Origin of the sequence: Collinsella sp. CLA-AA-H302 (genome assembly GCF_040093305.1) — a bacterium.
In the GTDB taxonomy this organism is placed as follows: Bacteria; Actinomycetota; Coriobacteriia; order Coriobacteriales; family Coriobacteriaceae; genus Collinsella.
On the sequence record NZ_JBBNJW010000008.1, the window covers coordinates 124,949 to 140,671 of the forward strand.

Below are 15,723 nucleotides of genomic sequence, written 5' to 3' on the forward strand. Positions count from 1 at the left end.
ACTCAACATGGGAGAAATGGTATTTATGGCAGATACAACCAAGCTCGCTGCCGAGATTCTCGAGATGGTGGGCGGCGCAGACAACGTTACATTTGTAGCTCACTGCATGACTCGTTTAAGGTTCAACCTTAAGGACGAAAGCATCGTAGACGATGCAAAAGTCAAGGCGATTGATGGCGTGATCGACATTCGCCATTCCGCGGGGCAATATCAGGTGATTGTGGGACCTAAGGTCGATAAGGTCTATGAAATCGTTGCCAAGGAAACCGGGATTGACGCCGGAGATTCCGAGGCAAGCGAAGGAGAGACTAAGGGCGTTCTGGGAAAGCTAATGAAGTTCATCAGCGGCATCATGATGCCCGTTCTTCCTGCCTTGATCGCATGCGGAATGATAAACGCCATCCTTAGCATTCTGACGACGGCGGGTGCTGTTTCCGCCGAGAGCGGAATATACACTCTGCTGTACGGCATGGGAAATGCCTGCATGTATTTCCTGCCCGTTCTTGTCGGATCATCTGCTGCTCAGTTCTTTGGAACCGATCGATATATCGGTGCGGTGCTCGGCGCAATCCTGGTTTATCCGACTTTCGTTGCTGCGGCCGGAGCGGGCGATGCGCTGGATTTGCTCGGCATGAAGTTCACAATGGTGAGCTATTCCTCCACGGTGTTTCCTGCTATCGTGGCGGCTTGGTTCGCATCCGTTCTTAATAAGTGGCTGCGGGCGGTTCTTCCCGATGTTGTGGCATTTGCGCTCGTCCCGTTCCTGACGGTTGCTGTTGTCGCCCCCGTCTCGCTCCTTGTGATCGGCCCCGTTATTCAGCAGGCGAGCTCTTTGCTTGCGGCTGCAGTGCTGGCGGTCTATCAGTTCAGCCCCGTCCTTTGCGGCGTTATTCTCGGGCCGATATTCGGTCTCGTTATGATCCCCCTTGGACTCCATTGGGCCCTGATCGTGCTTTCCATCAACAATATTATGACCGTCGGCTCCGATCCTATCCTTGGACTTCTCTGCTGCAGCATGGGTGTTGTCGGCGCTTGTTTGGCGTTTGCCCTCCGCTCGAAGGACCCGAGTGAAAAGAGTCTTGGGTTCAGCTGTGCCATTACGGGCTTTTTCGGGATTACGGAACCGGCGCTGTACGGCATCATCTTGGAGCACAAGAAGATCATTATCGCTTCCATGGTCGCCGGAGCAATCAGTGCTGTTATCCCGGCGATTTTCAACACCTGTACGTTCGTTATGACGTCGAGCGGCATTTTTAGCTTCCCCGGTTATATGGATCCTTCTGGTGATATGAGCAGCCTCATCGGCGCAATTCTTTGCAATGTCGTCGGTTTAATTCTTAACTTCGTTCTCGTTTACATCCTGTATCGCCCTGATGAAGAGGCGGTAGTGGAGTAGACAATTATTCGGGATGTAAGCTGCCGAAAACCCCGCGGCAGATTGCATGTGGTGGGCTTGCCGTTGATTCACGCGGGCCCACCCTCATTTTTGGAGTGACTAGCTATGACAATTACTGCCGATATGACGTTTGGCGAAATCGCGCTCCTTCCTGAGTTCGCTGGCTTTGGCGAGCACCTTATGCTTTGCCGGCCTTCAACTTGGGAGCGCATGTGGAATAAACCCATTGTGTCTCATATGAATTCTGATGCTAATCCATATGAAACTGCTCGCGTTTTGCGTGGATTGAATCGAATTGTCGAGCTCGTGGATGACGGGGGGCAGGTTGCCTACGATATTTGGGATGAAGCCGACTGCATCCGTGATCCGACTCGGCGCAATACGAAACTGTTCTTCTTTCCCGGGAGACCTAGGGCTCCCTTTATCATTGCGGTTTCGGGCGGAGGTTATCAGAGCGTTTGTCATCAAGTGGAAGGCTTTCCCGTTGCCCCCGAGCTCAACGATGCGGGCTATAACGTGTTCGTGCTGTCATACAGGGTGAGGGTCGAGCCTTTGATGCCGCGCCCAATCGACGATTTAAATCGAGCCGTCCGTTTTGTCCTGGAGAATTCAGCGAAATTTAATGTCGCAAAAAGTTATGCAGTTATCGGCTTTTCTGCTGGTGCGCATTTAACTGCCGAGTGGGGGACGGACAACAAGGGATTTGCGTCCTACGGATGCGAGGCGCCAAAAGCCTTGGCCCTGTGTTATGCACCGATTGATCTTCATGGCTTTGAGAACGCATCAGACAATAGATTTCTTGATTCGGTGTGCGGCGGGGCTGGTCGCGACTCGCTCGATGATTTCTGTATTAATCAGCATGTGTGGGAGCAGTATCCTCCGACATATCTTTGGCAATGCGCTGACGATGATATTGTATCGCCCGACAATTATGAAAAGATGGTCGATGCTCTGGATGCAGCTGGAGTACACCATGAGGGAGTCATGTATTCAGAAGGGGGGCACGCATTGATGAAGCCCCATGCGCCGGAGACCGACTACTGGTGTATGAGCGTTATTGAGTTTCTTAAAGATTATCTCGACTAGGAAACTGCATGTCGCTTTTTGAGCGGGTGATTTCGTCATGCAATGTTTTCGGTATTGAACGTGGTCGTGGATGAATGATGTTCTAGAATGTTCGTACTGTCACATAAACGAACAGGAGCGAACATGCATATCTACTCTGTATCAGATCACGAGTTCAAATCTTATGGCTGCGTGTGGAACGACGTTCCGTCCAACCTGACCGCTCCGCTCATCGAGGCGCTCTCTGCCACGCCCATCCCCGAGGGCAGTAAGTACGTAGCAAGCGCGCCGGAGCTCGAGGGCGTCAAGGATGCCGATAAGCTGGGCTTTCTCATGTACGGCGGCCGCCCCTTCCAGCTCGGCTGGTGCAACGGGCACAACACACGCCTCAACTGCCTGGAGTATCACCGCGCCAGCGAGTTTAACCTGGGCGCCCGCGACTTTATCCTGCTCGTGGCGCATCGCTGGGAGATCGAGGACGGCAAGCTTGACACCGCGTGCGTTAAGGCGTTCCGCGTGCCGGCGGGCAAGGTCGTTGAGGTCTTCAACACCACGCTCCACTACACGCCCTGCATGGTCGACGACGGTGGCTTCCAGGTGATGGTGGCGCTGCCGGCGGGCACCAATGGCCCGTGCCCCGAGGCTGCAGCCGACATGCCTGCCGCCGGTGACAGCTACTGCTACTGGAAGGCCGACAAGTGGGTCCTCTGCCACGCCGACAGCCCCAAGGCAGCCGAAGGCGGCTACGTGGGCCTCGTCGGCAAAAACCTCGACATCACCTGCGACTAGGGGCTTCCTGTTTGTCTCGATCTGTAACATCTAGCGGGCCAAATCGTCTCTTCCTGTTACAGATTGAGATAAACCGCAGAGGGTGCCCGAAAGATCTCGATCTGTAACACCAGGCCCGGTTTTAGCGGCCTACCTGTTACAGATCAAGACAAACCGCCCCCAACCACCACAAATGCCTGTCCCCCTTTGTGGTGGTTGGGGGCGGCGGTATCAAAAAGTGTCAGACGGGGCGGCTGCCGGGCGCCTGCACGCGAAAAGAAGTATCGGCCTGTGCCGTTGCCGTTGAGCGACGCATTGTTTGCAGGGATACTGAGCTTATGACAACAGCGTGTGAAAGGATCGATGTATGGCTTTCCGTAAAGACTTCCTGTGGGGCGGCGCGACGGCTGCCAACCAGTGCGAGGGCGCCTATGACGTGGATGGCCGCGGCCTAGCCAACGTGGACGTGGCGCCGCACGGCCCCGAGCGCTATGCGGTGGTCTCCGGCCAGCGCAAAATGCTCGACTTCGAGGACGGCTATTACTACCCCGCGCAGACCGGCATCGATTTCTATCACCACTACAAGGAGGACATCGCCCTCTTTGCCGAGATGGGCTTTAAGACCTTCCGCATGAGCCTGGCCTGGACCCGCATCTTCCCCAACGGCGACGAGACTGAGCCCAACGAGGCCGGCTTGGCCTTCTACGAGGACGTGTTCCGCGAGTGTCAGGTGCACGGCATTGAGCCGCTCGTGACCATCACGCACTTCGACTGCCCGATTCACCTCATCAAGGAGTACGGCGGCTGGCGCAACCGCAAGCTCATCGACTTCTACAAGAACCTCGCGACCACGATCTTCACCCGCTACAAGGGTCTGGTGAAGTACTGGCTTACCTTCAACGAGATCAATATGATCTTGCACCTGCCGTTTATGGGTGCCGGTCTGGTCTTTGAGGAGGGCGAGAACAAGGAGGCCGTCGAGTACCTGGCCGCCCACAACGAGCTCGTCGCCAGTGCTTGGGCAACCAAGATCGCTCACGAGATCGACCCTGAGGTCAAGATCGGTTGCATGCTCGCCGCGGGTAGCTACTACCCCTACAGCTGCCGTCCGGGCGACGTGCGCCAGGCGCAGCTCGACAACCAGGACAACTACTTCTTTGTCGACGTCCAGAGCCGCGGCTACTATCCGGCTTATGCCGTCAAGAAGCTCGAGCGTCTGGGTATCGACGTCGGGATGACCGACGAGGACCGCGAGATCCTGGCCGCCAATACCGTCGACTTCATCAGCTTTAGCTACTACTCCACCCGCTGCTCTGCCGGCGCCGATAATCCCGATGTCGAGCGCACCCAGGGCAACGCCTTCGCCGGCGCCAAGAACCCCTACCTGCAGCAGAGCCAGTGGGGCTGGGCCATCGATCCGCTGGGCTTCCGCATCACCCTCAACGACCTGTACGACCGCTATCAGAAGCCGCTGTTTGTGGTCGAGAACGGTCTGGGCGCCAAGGATGTTGTCGAGGAGGATGGCTCCATCAACGACGACTACCGTATCGACTACCTGCGCCAGCATATCGAGACCATGCGCGACGCGGTGACTGAGGACGGCGTCGACCTGCTGGGCTACACCACCTGGGGCCCGATCGACTTGGTATCTGCCGGTACGGGCGAGATGTCCAAGCGCTACGGCTTTATCTACGTCGACCGCGATGATGCGGGTAACGGCACCCTCAAGCGTACCAAGAAGAAGAGCTTTGACTGGTACAAGCATGTCATTGAAACGAACGGCGAGGACCTGTTCTAAGGAAGCCGAGACACTCAACTTCAGAGTTTCCTAACCAAAACGCCCGGCGAGCAGTTAATGCCCGCCGGGCGTTTTGTTAAAAGAAGTGAAAGTACTCATTGGGGACGTTCTTAAACGACTAGTCGCTGGGGGCACCCTTTGCCGTCGGCGGATTTTGGGACATGTGGCCCGCTTTTTGGGCCCGCCTGTCGGTACACTAAAAGCACTATGGGTACCTGCGAGCGACATATCGGCCACGCGACCGCCCGATCCGCACCCGTGGCGGATCCCAGAGGCGGCAGGCTCTTCGCCATGCCGCGATTCCTTGTGGGCATATCGCATCGTGTATACCGCCATCGCGTCTTTGTTATCGCCGGCGCCATTACCGCGCTGTTCCTTATGCTTTTGGCAGTCTTGCCGGCGTTGTTCGCCTCCGACCCCAAACTTTCCAACACCGTGCCCGCCTATAGCGAGGTGTCCGAAGAGGTCGTGGATGCGCTCGTCCACTCGAGCTCTCTCCCGTTGCTTGTCGCCGCAATTATATTTTCGATCTGGGGCGTATCGGTCTATCTGCGCTGTTTGGACTATGTGTTGCGCCGCCGCCTTGTTGCCGTCGCCACCATCTGCGCTCTCTGGATGATTGAGGTCATCCTCAAATACAAGTCGTTCACACCGGTCTACGCCACGATCCTGTGGTACCTGTACTACGTGCCCATGACGCTCATTCCGCTGCTCTACCAGCTGTGCGGCCTGCGCCTTGCGGGGCTGGAACAACACCGTGCGGGCCGTCGCTATCGCAGCATCCTGTGGGTCGTGGCCATCCTACTTATCGGTTTTGTGCTCACCAACGATTTCCACCGGCAGGTATTCCACTTTGACCGTGCAAGCGACACCTGGAGCAACGATTACACATATGGCTGGGGCTATTTTGCTGTCTTGGTGTGGACGGCCTTTAACTTCGCGGCCTTTTTTATCCTGGTGGGTCGGTCCTCGTCCTTTCGCATTCAGCGCTTTTCGGGCACGGCGGCGCTTGTTTTGTTGGGTGGCGCGTTCTTTGCCATCTCGTATGCTCTGCGCGTGCCCTGGGCATGGAGGCTCAACTTCTCGCTCGTCTATTGCGTCTTGTGCGTGGTGGCGATGGAAATCTGTCTCGATTGCGGTGTCATTCCGTCATATCACGACATTGCTGGCATCTTCGACACCTTGCCGCTCGACCTCAAAGTTCTAACGCGCGACCTGCAGGAAGTCTATGCCACACCGGTGTCGAAGCCAATGCCGGCGGGCGTGTGCGAAGAGCTTCGGGCCCAGGAACACGGGCATGCCCATGCCTTTGCCGTGGCGTCCGATCCCGATGTAATGTATCGCGCCTTTCCGCTGCTGGGCGGATCGGCCCTGCTTGCCCAAGACGTGTCGGAGCTCAACGAGCTTAACCGTGAACTGGCACATCGTCGCATGGAGCTGCAGCGCCAAAATGAGCTGCTCACGGCCGACTACGATCTTAAGACGCATCTGGCAGATCAAGAGGCCGAGACCTTGCTCGTTCAAGACGTGGACCAGGCGCTTGCCCGCGCGTTCGAAGAGATGTACGACCTGCTGAGCTCGCTGCCACCGTTGACCGACGAGGCGTCTTCGCACGAGCGTTACCGCATGCTGCAGCGCGCCAAGATGCTCGTCGCCTATTGCAAGCGCAAAGGGTCGCTCACGTTGGCACAGCACGGGGAGAGCGGTTTTGATCGCGACCGCATTCAACTCATTGCTAATGAGCTCGCAAGCGACCTGCGCACCATCGATGTCGATTGCGCCTCGATTATCGCCATACGGCGCCCGATGCACGCCAGTACGGTAAGCGCCCTGTACGACTGCGTGTATGACTTTGCGTTTTTTGCCTACACCACCGACCATCCGGCGCTTATGTATCACTTGGGCGACCATGACCGGTGCAGTGTCGAGCTGCGCGCCACGCTTTTTTCCAACGATGATGAAGATCTTTCGCAGACGCCCGCTGCGCAAGAGCTCGAAAGCGCTCTGCAAAGGCGCAACGTGGCATACCGTCTTGAGGGCGAGCCCGGCCAGCTGCGCATGATCGTCTTGATGCCGAGGGCGGGTGAGTGACGATGCAGATTTCGCTCATCCTTCCCCAAATCGTTGCGCTCGATGTTGTCTTTGCCCTGGCTGCGTGTCTGCAGACGATCCACGTCCCGCTCATCGCATCGCGCCGCTCGTCCTATAACCGTAAGGTGATTTGCGCCTACGAGGCGAGCCTTGTGCTTCACCTGATGATTTCGGCGCTCATCTTATTCGCGTCGTCTGGCTCGTATCTGGTGGCGCCGCTTGACGTTTGCGCCAGGGCAATGGGCGGAGTGCTGTGGCTCAATGCCGCGATCTTTGCCTATGGCGTGGTCCTTATGGTGCACTATCGTCGCCCTGTCATGCTGGCCGAGCTGCTGCTTGTTGGCGCCGTGACACCGCCGGTGGTTTTTGCCATGGGCTCGGTGTGGGCCGTTGTCCTTATCGCAGAGGGAGCGTTCTTCCTGTTCCGTTCCGTCGCGGCGCTCTTGATGGACGTCCGTAACCGCCAGGAGGATATCACCGCGTTCTCGACGATTGAAACCATCAACGTGATTCCCGTGGGCATCCTGTATCTGGACCCGAGGGGCCGTCCGTTGCTCATGAACCGCCGCATGCGAAAAAACCTGGTGGAGCTTCATATGCCCACCGACCTAGGCGATATGAGCGGTACATGGAACGACCTGCGCAAACTCAGTATGCAAATGCCCGAAAGCAGCCAGAACCGCGTACGTATTAATCTGGACCGCTTTGGTGAGGCGCGCGTTGTGGTCGAGGTTTCTCCCGCCGAGATTCGCTTGTTTGTGCACGATGACGTTATGGTTTCGGGCCGTTCGTTCGAGCGCATTATCGGCCTGGATGTGACAGAGTATGCGCACGCGCATGACCGTCTGGCGCAGGCCAACCACCTGCTTGAGCTTGCGGGCCAAGAGCTCCAGGCCCAGATCGAAGAAGTCAAAAAAGTTGCCGACAATGCGGCCTATCTGCGCATGCGCGCCCGCGTTCACGATGTGATCGGCCAACGCCTATCAATCCTCCATCGCTATCTGGAGGAGGGGCGCTTGGACGACGAGTCGCTCGAGCAGGTCGATCCGTTGCTGCGCTCAATCGCCGCCGATCTGCGTCATGGCGGTGCCAGTGAGCCTTCGGAGCAGCTGGGCGATATCGTCCACGCCTTTGGCCTGGTGAGCGTGCAGATCGATGTAGAGGGCGAGCTGCCAAGCGACGCGCGTGTCGCCGCAGCCTTTCTGCAGATTATCCGCGAAGCCTCGACCAATGCCACCAAGCATGCACAGGCCCATCAGGTCCATGTGCGCCTGTGGCAGGAGACGTCGGAAGACGGCGCTGTTGCGCGGATGACCGTTTCTAACGACGGCGCGCCTGCACCCGTATCGTATCGCGAGGGAACGGGTATCCCTGGTATGAGGCATGTCGCGCAGAATCTGGGCGGCAGCCTGGAAGTCCATCCCGCCCCGCCCTTCACGCTTGCGGTATCCATTCCGCTAAACTCCAGCGCCACGGTTCAAAGGAGAAGCTCATGATCCGCGTGTTAATCGTCGAAGACCAGGCTATCTTGCGTGAGAGCCTGGCGCGTTCCGTGGGCGACCAGCCCGACATGACCGTTGTCGCCGCGATCGCCGACGCCTCGGATGCCTTGGACGTTGTGCTCAAGGAGCGTCCGGACATGATACTGATGGATGTGTGCACCGAGCACGATTCCAACGGCATCGTGGCGGCGGCGCGTATTAAAGAGGCGCTGCCCGAGTGTCGCGTCATCATCATGACGGGCATGCCCGAGATCACCTTTGTCGATCAGGCGCGCGAGGCCGGCGTCGATAGCTTTGTGTACAAGAACGTCGGCATCGACGAGCTGTTTGCTGTGATGCGCTCCACGCTGGCGGGTTACTGCACATTTCCCAAGCCACCCGAGAGCATTTTCTCGGGCACGGCGGCACTCGACGATGTCGAGCTGTCGATTTTGCGTCTTGCCTGCGAGGGCAAGAGCCGTCGCGAGATTGCGGGCGAGCTTTTTATGAGCGAGGGCACCATCAAGCGCCGCATCTCGGAGATCCTGAGCAAGACCGGCTACGACAACATCATGCGTCTGGCCGTGCGCGCGGTGACCGAGGGCAGCATCGTTCCCAACATGGAGCGCTAACGCTCGTTACGCATCGGCATAAAAGCGACGGGGCTGCAGGATCAACTCCTGCGGCCCCGTCTGGTGTGCGCGGATGTGTCCGCCAATCCGCGGCTGTCGTGGTCTACCGCTACGCGATGGTTGCGCTGTAGGAGGCGACGTCCTCGTAGGAATCGGTCAGGTAGGCGTCGATGCCGATGGTCGTGTTGACTAGGCTGTCGAAGCTGTCAAGCGTGCCCTTCGAGAAGGTGAACTCTTCGGTGGCGTTGGTGCCGGGCATCAGGTGGGCAGAGAACCAGGCTTCCTTCATGGTGCCGTTGACGTTTGTCTTGCCGGTGGGAGCGTAGAAGGTCAGGTCCTTGTCGCTCTTGTTGGTGATGTTGACGACAAAGCCGATGTCGCCCCAGTCGTCCTGGAACTTCTCGGTGATGGTGATGGTGCACAGGTCATCATCGGCGACGGTGACGGCGGGGGAGATTTCGACGCTCTGGACATCGCCGTCTTCGACGGCCTCATCGATCTCTTCTTCCTTCTCGGCCGCCTCGCGATCCTTCTTCACCGTGCCGGACAGGTCCTTGTCGGACTTGCTAAAGATGAGCTTGTCCTCGCCGTCCTCAAGGACAAGCTTGCCGTCCTCGAGCTTCACGTCGGTCGTCTCCTTGTCGACGGTGATGCTCGCGGTGGTAGCGTCCTTGGCCTCCCACTTTAGGTCGGAAACTTCGGAGAACAAATCGAGGCTGCCCGTGCCGTCTTCGTCCAGGACCAAGATGCAGCTGATGCCCCATTCCTCGAACATATCCATATACTCATCGGTCAGCTCTTCGCCCTCCGTGGTTCCACCCGAGAGCTTCCAGCTGCCGACAAAGTTGGCCTTGGGGTCTTTGCCGCCGCTGCAGCCCGTCAGGGCAAAGGCGAGCGCCAAGATGCATGTCAGGAATACGAGCGCGGACTTTTTGAACGTTGTCTTCATGGTGTCCTCCTTTATCGAACGAAACCCATAGAAGGCAGCGGGGGTGGCGGATCCCCCGCTCATTACCAGATAGAGGGGTTAGGGCCTAGGCGTTCCGCAGTTGCTGCAGAATTTGCCGCCGTTTTCGCTACCGCAGTTGGGGCAGAACCACTTGGCCGGTGCCGGGGCGGGTGCGGGACTGCCGCACTCGGAGCAGAACTTGCCGGTGTTGGTGGCACCGCAGCTGCAGGTCCACGTGCCGGCCGCAGGTGCGGCGGCAGGAGCCGGGGCGGGAGCGGGTGCCGGAGCCGGCTGCGGGGCGGCCTGCTGCTGTGCCTGGCCGGCGGCGAACAGCTGGCTGGCGTTCATGCCGCCCATGCCACCTGCCATGCCCATGCCCATAAAGCCTGCCATCGCGCCGTTGGGATTGGCGGCTGCCGCGCGCATTGCGTCGCTCTGGGCGCTGGCAATGTTGGCTGCCGCCATGGTGGGATCGCGCATGACTGCGGCCTTCTGCAGGTCCTTGATCATCTGCTCGTCTTCTTGCGAGGCTGCGATGGAGTTGACGCCAAAGCTCACGATCTCGACGCCGCGCAGGTCGCGCCAGTCGGCAGAGAGGACCTCGTTGAGCGCGCGGGCGAGCTCGGTGGTGTGGCCGGGGATGGCGCTGTAGCGGATGCCCATCTCCGAGATCTTGGCGAAGGCGGGCTGCAGGGCGGTGAGCAGTTCGGACTTAAGCTGGCTGTCGATCTTGTCGCGCGTGTAGCTATCGGTCACGTTGCCGCACACGTTGGTGTAAAACAGCAGCGGGTTGGTGATGCGGTACGAGTACTCGCCGTTGCAGCGCACGGAGACGTCAACGTCCAGGCCAATGTTGTTATCGACCACGCGGAAGGGCACGGGCGAGGCGGTGCCGTACTTGTTGCCGATGATCTCCTTGGTGTTGATGAAGTAGACGCGCTGGTCCTTGCCCGCGTCGCCGCCAAAGGTAAAGCGGCTGCCGATATTGGCGAAGGTCTCCTTGATGGAATCGCCCAGGTTGCCGCTAAAGACGCTCGGCTCGCTGCCGGTATCGAAGACGAACTCACCGGGCTCCAGTGCGACTTCGATGATCTTGCCGTTTTGCACCACGAGCATGCCCTGGCCGTCGTTGACGGCGATGACCGAGCCGTTGGAGATGACGTTGTCCTCGCCGCGCGTGTTGGAGCTGCGGCCACCGGTGCGTTTGCTGCCCTTGCAGGCCAAGACGTCAGCAGGCATCGATTCGCAATAGATAAATTCCTTCCACTGGTCGGCCATGACGCCGCCGGCAGCACCCAATCCAGCTTTCAAGAGTCCCATGGTGATCTTCCTTTCTCGTCAAAGGCCGGGTGGTATTGGTCGGATTGCTTAGTCGTCCTTGTCGTCTTTCATGACAACGGTGGTCTCGGTGTGGTTGAAGGTGTCGTGCTTCTCGGTCAGGTCGAGCTCGCCGCAGTACTCGTCGGCGTGGGTGGCCTCGTTGGCCGTCTTGAGCTGGCCTACCAGTAGCACGTCTCCGATAATCACGATGATCAGCGGCGCGACGATGTTGATGAGGATGCCCTCGATATCAAAGGCGAGGTAATCCGGATCGAAGGCGTTCTCACCCATAAAGAGAATCTGGGAGAGGATAAATCCGATCACAAAGAACAGCACCGAGGCAATAGCGAGCTTGGGCTTGGAGCAGGGGAGCTCGCCGACCAAGCGGCCGGTCTGGCCGTTCATGGCAAACAGGTAGCTCTTGCCGTTCCACGAGGTGGAGAGCATCCAGGCGGGGAACAGGGCGTAGTCGCTGTCTTCCCAGGTGTAGTCGAGCTGCTTGCTTTCGACCGTGGCATCGTCGTATTCGTCGACGACAGTCTCGCGCAGGGCCGAGATCGTGCTTTCTTCCATACGGCGCTCGGCGCGCGCCTTGCAGGTCTCGCAGTCCTCGTCGTAACGGTTGGCGATGTAGCCGGGCATATATGCGACCGAGAACGGACGCAGCGCGTCGTAGTCAAACGGCTCGATGGCGTCCATGTGGCCGTCGGGCATCTTGGACGATCCGTCGACGGGCACGCGCTTAAACGAGATATTGCCCTTGCGATAGGCATCGTAGTGGTCGGTGGTCGTGACGGTGCGGTCGGATTCCTCGGTCACGGTCTCGTTGGTCGCGTCAAAGTACACTTCGCCGTCCACGCGGGCGCCGTAGAGCCAAAACGGCACGTAGACACCTTGGACCTCGTCGATGTGGTTGCCGGTGACAAAGCTCTTGGGCAGCAAGATCTTGCCCTTGTAGTGTCCCTTGAGTGCGGCCGTGACGTCGTCGCGCCCGAGCTTAAACGGAATCACCAGGTCGGGCGAGAAGTCGCCAGAGAGCTGGCCGGGCGCCACGGCGGAGTTGCCGCAGTACGGGCAGGTGGTGACGGCGACGGTGCCGTCGGACACGAGCTCGGCGCCGCACGACGAGCAGATGTAGCCGGCGTTTTGGGCGAGCTCCTGCACGGCATCGTCGGCAGCAGGTTTGGGAGCTGCGGCTGCGGCATCGGCTTTGGCATCTGCCTTGTCCTGGCGCTCGCGATAGAGGGCCTCGACTTCTTCGACTTCAAAGCGTGAGTCACAGTAGTCGCAGACAAGCTTTTGCTCGGCGCTGGCAAAATGCAGGGGACCACCGCAGGCAGGGCACTGATAGTTGACGCTCTCGAAGGCCATGATCGGTCCTTTCCGTGCCGGAGGCTATGCGCCGATGGCGCCGCCGCAGTATTCGCAGCGCCCACTGGCATCGGGAATGGTGGTGGCTCCGCAGAAGGGGCAGGTCACCGCGGTCTTGGGGGCCTTGGCGGCCACGACGCTGTCGCGCGTCTCCTGGCGCAGCTGCACCAGCGCGTCGCGGACCTCGGTTGCCTGGCGCTTGGCCTCGCGGTATTCGATGGAGCCGCGCTGATCGATGGTGGAGTCGTTCACGCGCAGGTTGATCTCGGTAAAGTACGGCGTGTTGACGTGAATGGTCAGATTAAAGTCGTAATCCAGGTCGTAGCGCGGCGGATTGTAGCTCTCGCGCTCGCCGTCCTTGGTCTCGCGATAGATTTCGGTGCGATGCTCGTCGATATCCATATCGCAGCCGAGTACCTGCGAGAACTCGATGATGTCGGGATTGGCGTCGCGCCAGCGGCTCTGCGAGGTGATGATCAGCAGGCCCGCGTCCTCATCGAGCATGATGTTGGTGCGCCCGGCAGAAAGCGTGCGCGTGGGGCTGAACGACGCCAAGCGCTCGGCATTGGCCTCGCGGTAGGCGATCTGCTCGCGGATATCGTCCGCGGTGCTGGAGCGATAGCCGTGAAAGTAGGGGGAGAGCTTGCCGGTGCACTCTTTGCACAGGTAGCCTTCATTGATTTTTGTCTTACCTAGAAGTCCCAGCTCGGTACCGCAAATCGCGCACTCTTTCTTCTCGAACATCTTGTCAAAGAAGCCCATGGCTGCCTCCCATCAACTGGTAGCGTGTGTCACTTTTGATGATGGGGGAGTGCGCAGCCTTTCACGATACCCAGACGGCTCAACGAGTCTCCACAACTGGGACACATGGCCCATTTTTCCTACTCATTGGGGACGCACTTAAATGAGTGAAACTACTCATTTAAGTACGTCCCCAATGAGTGCTCGCAGAACGAGAGTGGATAATCTCCCATTTTTGGCCTGCTTGTGGGCTCAAAGTGGGAGATTGTCCACTCTCGTTGTTTGGGTGTCCAAAAATCCCCGCTCGTTTGGTGCCTGGGGACACTCTTTGTCGAATGCAGCGGCTGCCGAATGTGGGCGCCGCCCTTGCTATGCCACGGTCACGGCGACCTGGGCGTAGCGGGTACAGGGGCGCTCGGCGTGCGTCAGCACGGTGAGGGTGAGCACAAAGCGGTCGCCGGGTCGTGCGTCGGCGGGCACGATGAAAGCGGTGTCTACCGTGCATTCTTGCCACATCGACAGATCCTGGACGCCTGCATAGCTCGACGGATCTACGGCGACATCCCAATGCGCATCGAAGCCCCTGCCGTCGGGGTCGACGATGGTTGCTGCAAGGTCGATGCGCTTGCCGGCTGCGGCGCTGCGGTCGGCCGTGACCTCGACAACATGTGCCGGATGCGAGCAGATGGCCGGATCATGGGCGCACCATTGCGCGCGGGCGGCAAAGTCTTCCTGATAGGCACGCAGATAGGGATTGGGATTGTCGTCTGCGGGCGTGTTGATGGCGGCAAGACCGGCGGGCGCGTTCGCATCGGGATGCCCATCAAGAAACATGCGGCCGAGCAGTGTGTCGAAGCCGCGGTCGTCGATACCGCGCAGGCCAAACGGCAGCAGCGGAATATAGGTCATGCTGTCACCCTCGGCCATAAAGTCGCCGCGCTCAAACTGCACCGCGGGCATGCCTTCCAGGCCCCAATCCAGACGGGCATGCTTGCCAAACTGAAAGCGCTCAGGCTCGTTTTCGTAGACCTTGCCATCGCCATAGAGCATGTAGCGCGCCATGAGGGGGCCGTTGTCCTGCGTGAGATTCTGCTCAGGCCAAGGAGCCTTAAACAGCGGCAGCGTATCGGGCTGAGCCATCTTGGCGTCGAAATAGTTTCCATACATATAGGGCGTACGCCAAAAGATGAGCTCGGGAAAGAGCCCACGCCCATGGTCGAGCCACGAGTTGTCCTGTCCCACGCCATCGGCAACGCCCATCACGCGCACCTTCTGATAGACCCGCTGCTGCACAGTGGGCCACTCGGGTGTGGCGCGATAACGCTCGGCAATACTCATGAGGGCACGAACGATAGTATTCATACCACCCCAGCTGAACAGCCACAGCGTGCGGGGGTCGTCGTCCATGATGGCATCGGCGATGACGCGCGAACCGGGCGTTTCCTCGCGCACATCGCCCTCGAAGGCAACGTTTCCCACAAACGTGCGCTCAATCATCTGTGCGGGCGTGGGGAAGGACGGCTCGCCGGCGGCAACGGCATTGGCCTGCAGCTGCGGCCAAGCCTGGGCGTATTCGTTGCTCCAAAGACTTTCGATCCAATGCTCGGGAAAAGGCCGATACTCGCGAAGCTCGCCGGCCAGCGGATCGGGCTCATGAGGCACAACATCCCAGGTATAGGAGCGCACGCCCTTGGTCCGCCAATGCGAATTCACCTCGCCGAGCGTATGAACTCCATCCCCAAGAAAGTGATACTGCGAAGCCGTATACACCACAGCCTGCACATCAAGCAAATTAAGATACAGAGCCAAATGAACAAGTGAGTTCATATCATCGACTTCCATATCGGTAGTAACAATCACCCGAGTCAACTTCTGGGACATAAGCAAAGCTCCAACCAAAATAATTTCAGCCAGTTACGTGCAAGGCAAGACGGGACCCACGCCCCCATCGCCACCGACCCGTCGGCCCGCCGGAAGCGCCCGGCCAGGGTCACAGCAACGTCAACGCGGCGGGGACCGGGGTTTAGTCTTGCAAACATTCCGCACTGATATTTTCTGTATTGAAGACGTCGATGATGCACCCGTATACCATTGACGTCGACACCATCAGA

The 15,723-nt window shown here is 58.9% G+C and carries 12 protein-coding genes; 7 read left to right on the plus strand and 5 right to left on the minus strand.

Annotated elements, in window-relative coordinates; all coding sequences use genetic code 11:
* Nucleotides 1-25 precede the first annotated feature (25 nt).
* The 7 genes from AAAV21_RS07500 to AAAV21_RS07530 all read left to right on the plus strand — a co-directional run bounded on the left by AAAV21_RS07500 (nucleotide 26) and on the right by AAAV21_RS07530 (nucleotide 9,231).
* Nucleotides 26-1,396 (plus strand): PTS transporter subunit EIIC, encoded by a 1,371-nt coding sequence (locus tag AAAV21_RS07500; RefSeq protein ID WP_349108540.1) that lies wholly within the window; start codon nucleotides 26-28, stop codon nucleotides 1,394-1,396.
* Between the two features lie 105 nt (nucleotides 1,397-1,501).
* The gene (locus AAAV21_RS07505) at nucleotides 1,502-2,482 is read left to right on the plus strand and encodes an alpha/beta hydrolase (protein WP_349108542.1); all 981 of its coding nucleotides are present in this window, start codon (nucleotides 1,502-1,504) and stop codon (nucleotides 2,480-2,482) included.
* Between the two features lie 123 nt (nucleotides 2,483-2,605).
* Nucleotides 2,606-3,250 (plus strand): DUF4867 family protein, encoded by a 645-nt coding sequence (locus tag AAAV21_RS07510; protein ID WP_349108545.1) that lies wholly within the window; start codon nucleotides 2,606-2,608, stop codon nucleotides 3,248-3,250.
* A 346-nt stretch (nucleotides 3,251-3,596) separates the two neighbouring features.
* The gene (locus AAAV21_RS07515; protein WP_349108547.1) at nucleotides 3,597-5,027 is read left to right on the plus strand and encodes a 6-phospho-beta-glucosidase; all 1,431 of its coding nucleotides are present in this window, start codon (nucleotides 3,597-3,599) and stop codon (nucleotides 5,025-5,027) included.
* A gap of 291 nt (nucleotides 5,028-5,318) precedes the next feature.
* Nucleotides 5,319-7,118: a histidine kinase N-terminal 7TM domain-containing protein gene (locus AAAV21_RS07520; RefSeq protein WP_349108549.1), complete on the plus strand. Its 1,800-nt coding sequence runs from the start codon at nucleotides 5,319-5,321 to the stop codon at nucleotides 7,116-7,118.
* A 2-nt stretch (nucleotides 7,119-7,120) separates the two neighbouring features.
* Entirely contained in the window at nucleotides 7,121-8,614 is a 1,494-nt protein-coding gene (locus AAAV21_RS07525; protein ID WP_349108567.1) for an ATP-binding protein, read from the plus strand.
* Nucleotides 8,611-9,231 carry a response regulator transcription factor gene (locus AAAV21_RS07530; protein WP_349108551.1) on the plus strand — a complete coding sequence of 207 codons (621 nt, stop codon included), beginning with the start codon at nucleotides 8,611-8,613 and terminating at the stop codon, nucleotides 9,229-9,231. The genes AAAV21_RS07525 and AAAV21_RS07530 overlap by 4 nt, the downstream gene beginning before the upstream one ends.
* A 109-nt stretch (nucleotides 9,232-9,340) precedes the next feature.
* Here the strand turns inward: AAAV21_RS07530 and AAAV21_RS07535 are convergent, their stop codons facing one another.
* The 5 genes from AAAV21_RS07535 to AAAV21_RS07555 all read right to left on the minus strand — a co-directional run bounded on the left by AAAV21_RS07535 (nucleotide 9,341) and on the right by AAAV21_RS07555 (nucleotide 15,493).
* A complete protein-coding gene (locus AAAV21_RS07535; RefSeq protein ID WP_349108552.1) occupies nucleotides 9,341-10,180 on the minus strand; it encodes a hypothetical protein in 840 nt (279 codons plus the stop codon).
* Between the two features lie 78 nt (nucleotides 10,181-10,258).
* The gene (locus AAAV21_RS07540) at nucleotides 10,259-11,500 is read right to left on the minus strand and encodes an SPFH domain-containing protein (RefSeq protein WP_349108554.1); all 1,242 of its coding nucleotides are present in this window, start codon (nucleotides 11,498-11,500) and stop codon (nucleotides 10,259-10,261) included.
* 48 nt (nucleotides 11,501-11,548) lie between these two features.
* Nucleotides 11,549-12,871: a hypothetical protein gene (locus AAAV21_RS07545; protein WP_349108557.1), complete on the minus strand. Its 1,323-nt coding sequence runs from the start codon at nucleotides 12,869-12,871 to the stop codon at nucleotides 11,549-11,551.
* Nucleotides 12,872-12,895: 24 nt separating this feature from the next.
* A complete protein-coding gene (locus AAAV21_RS07550) occupies nucleotides 12,896-13,633 on the minus strand; it encodes a DUF4428 domain-containing protein (protein WP_349108559.1) in 738 nt (245 codons plus the stop codon).
* A gap of 348 nt (nucleotides 13,634-13,981) precedes the next feature.
* Complete coding sequence (locus AAAV21_RS07555; protein ID WP_349108562.1) at nucleotides 13,982-15,493, minus strand: nucleoside hydrolase-like domain-containing protein; 1,512 nt, start codon at nucleotides 15,491-15,493, stop codon at nucleotides 13,982-13,984.
* Nucleotides 15,494-15,723 lie beyond the last annotated feature (230 nt).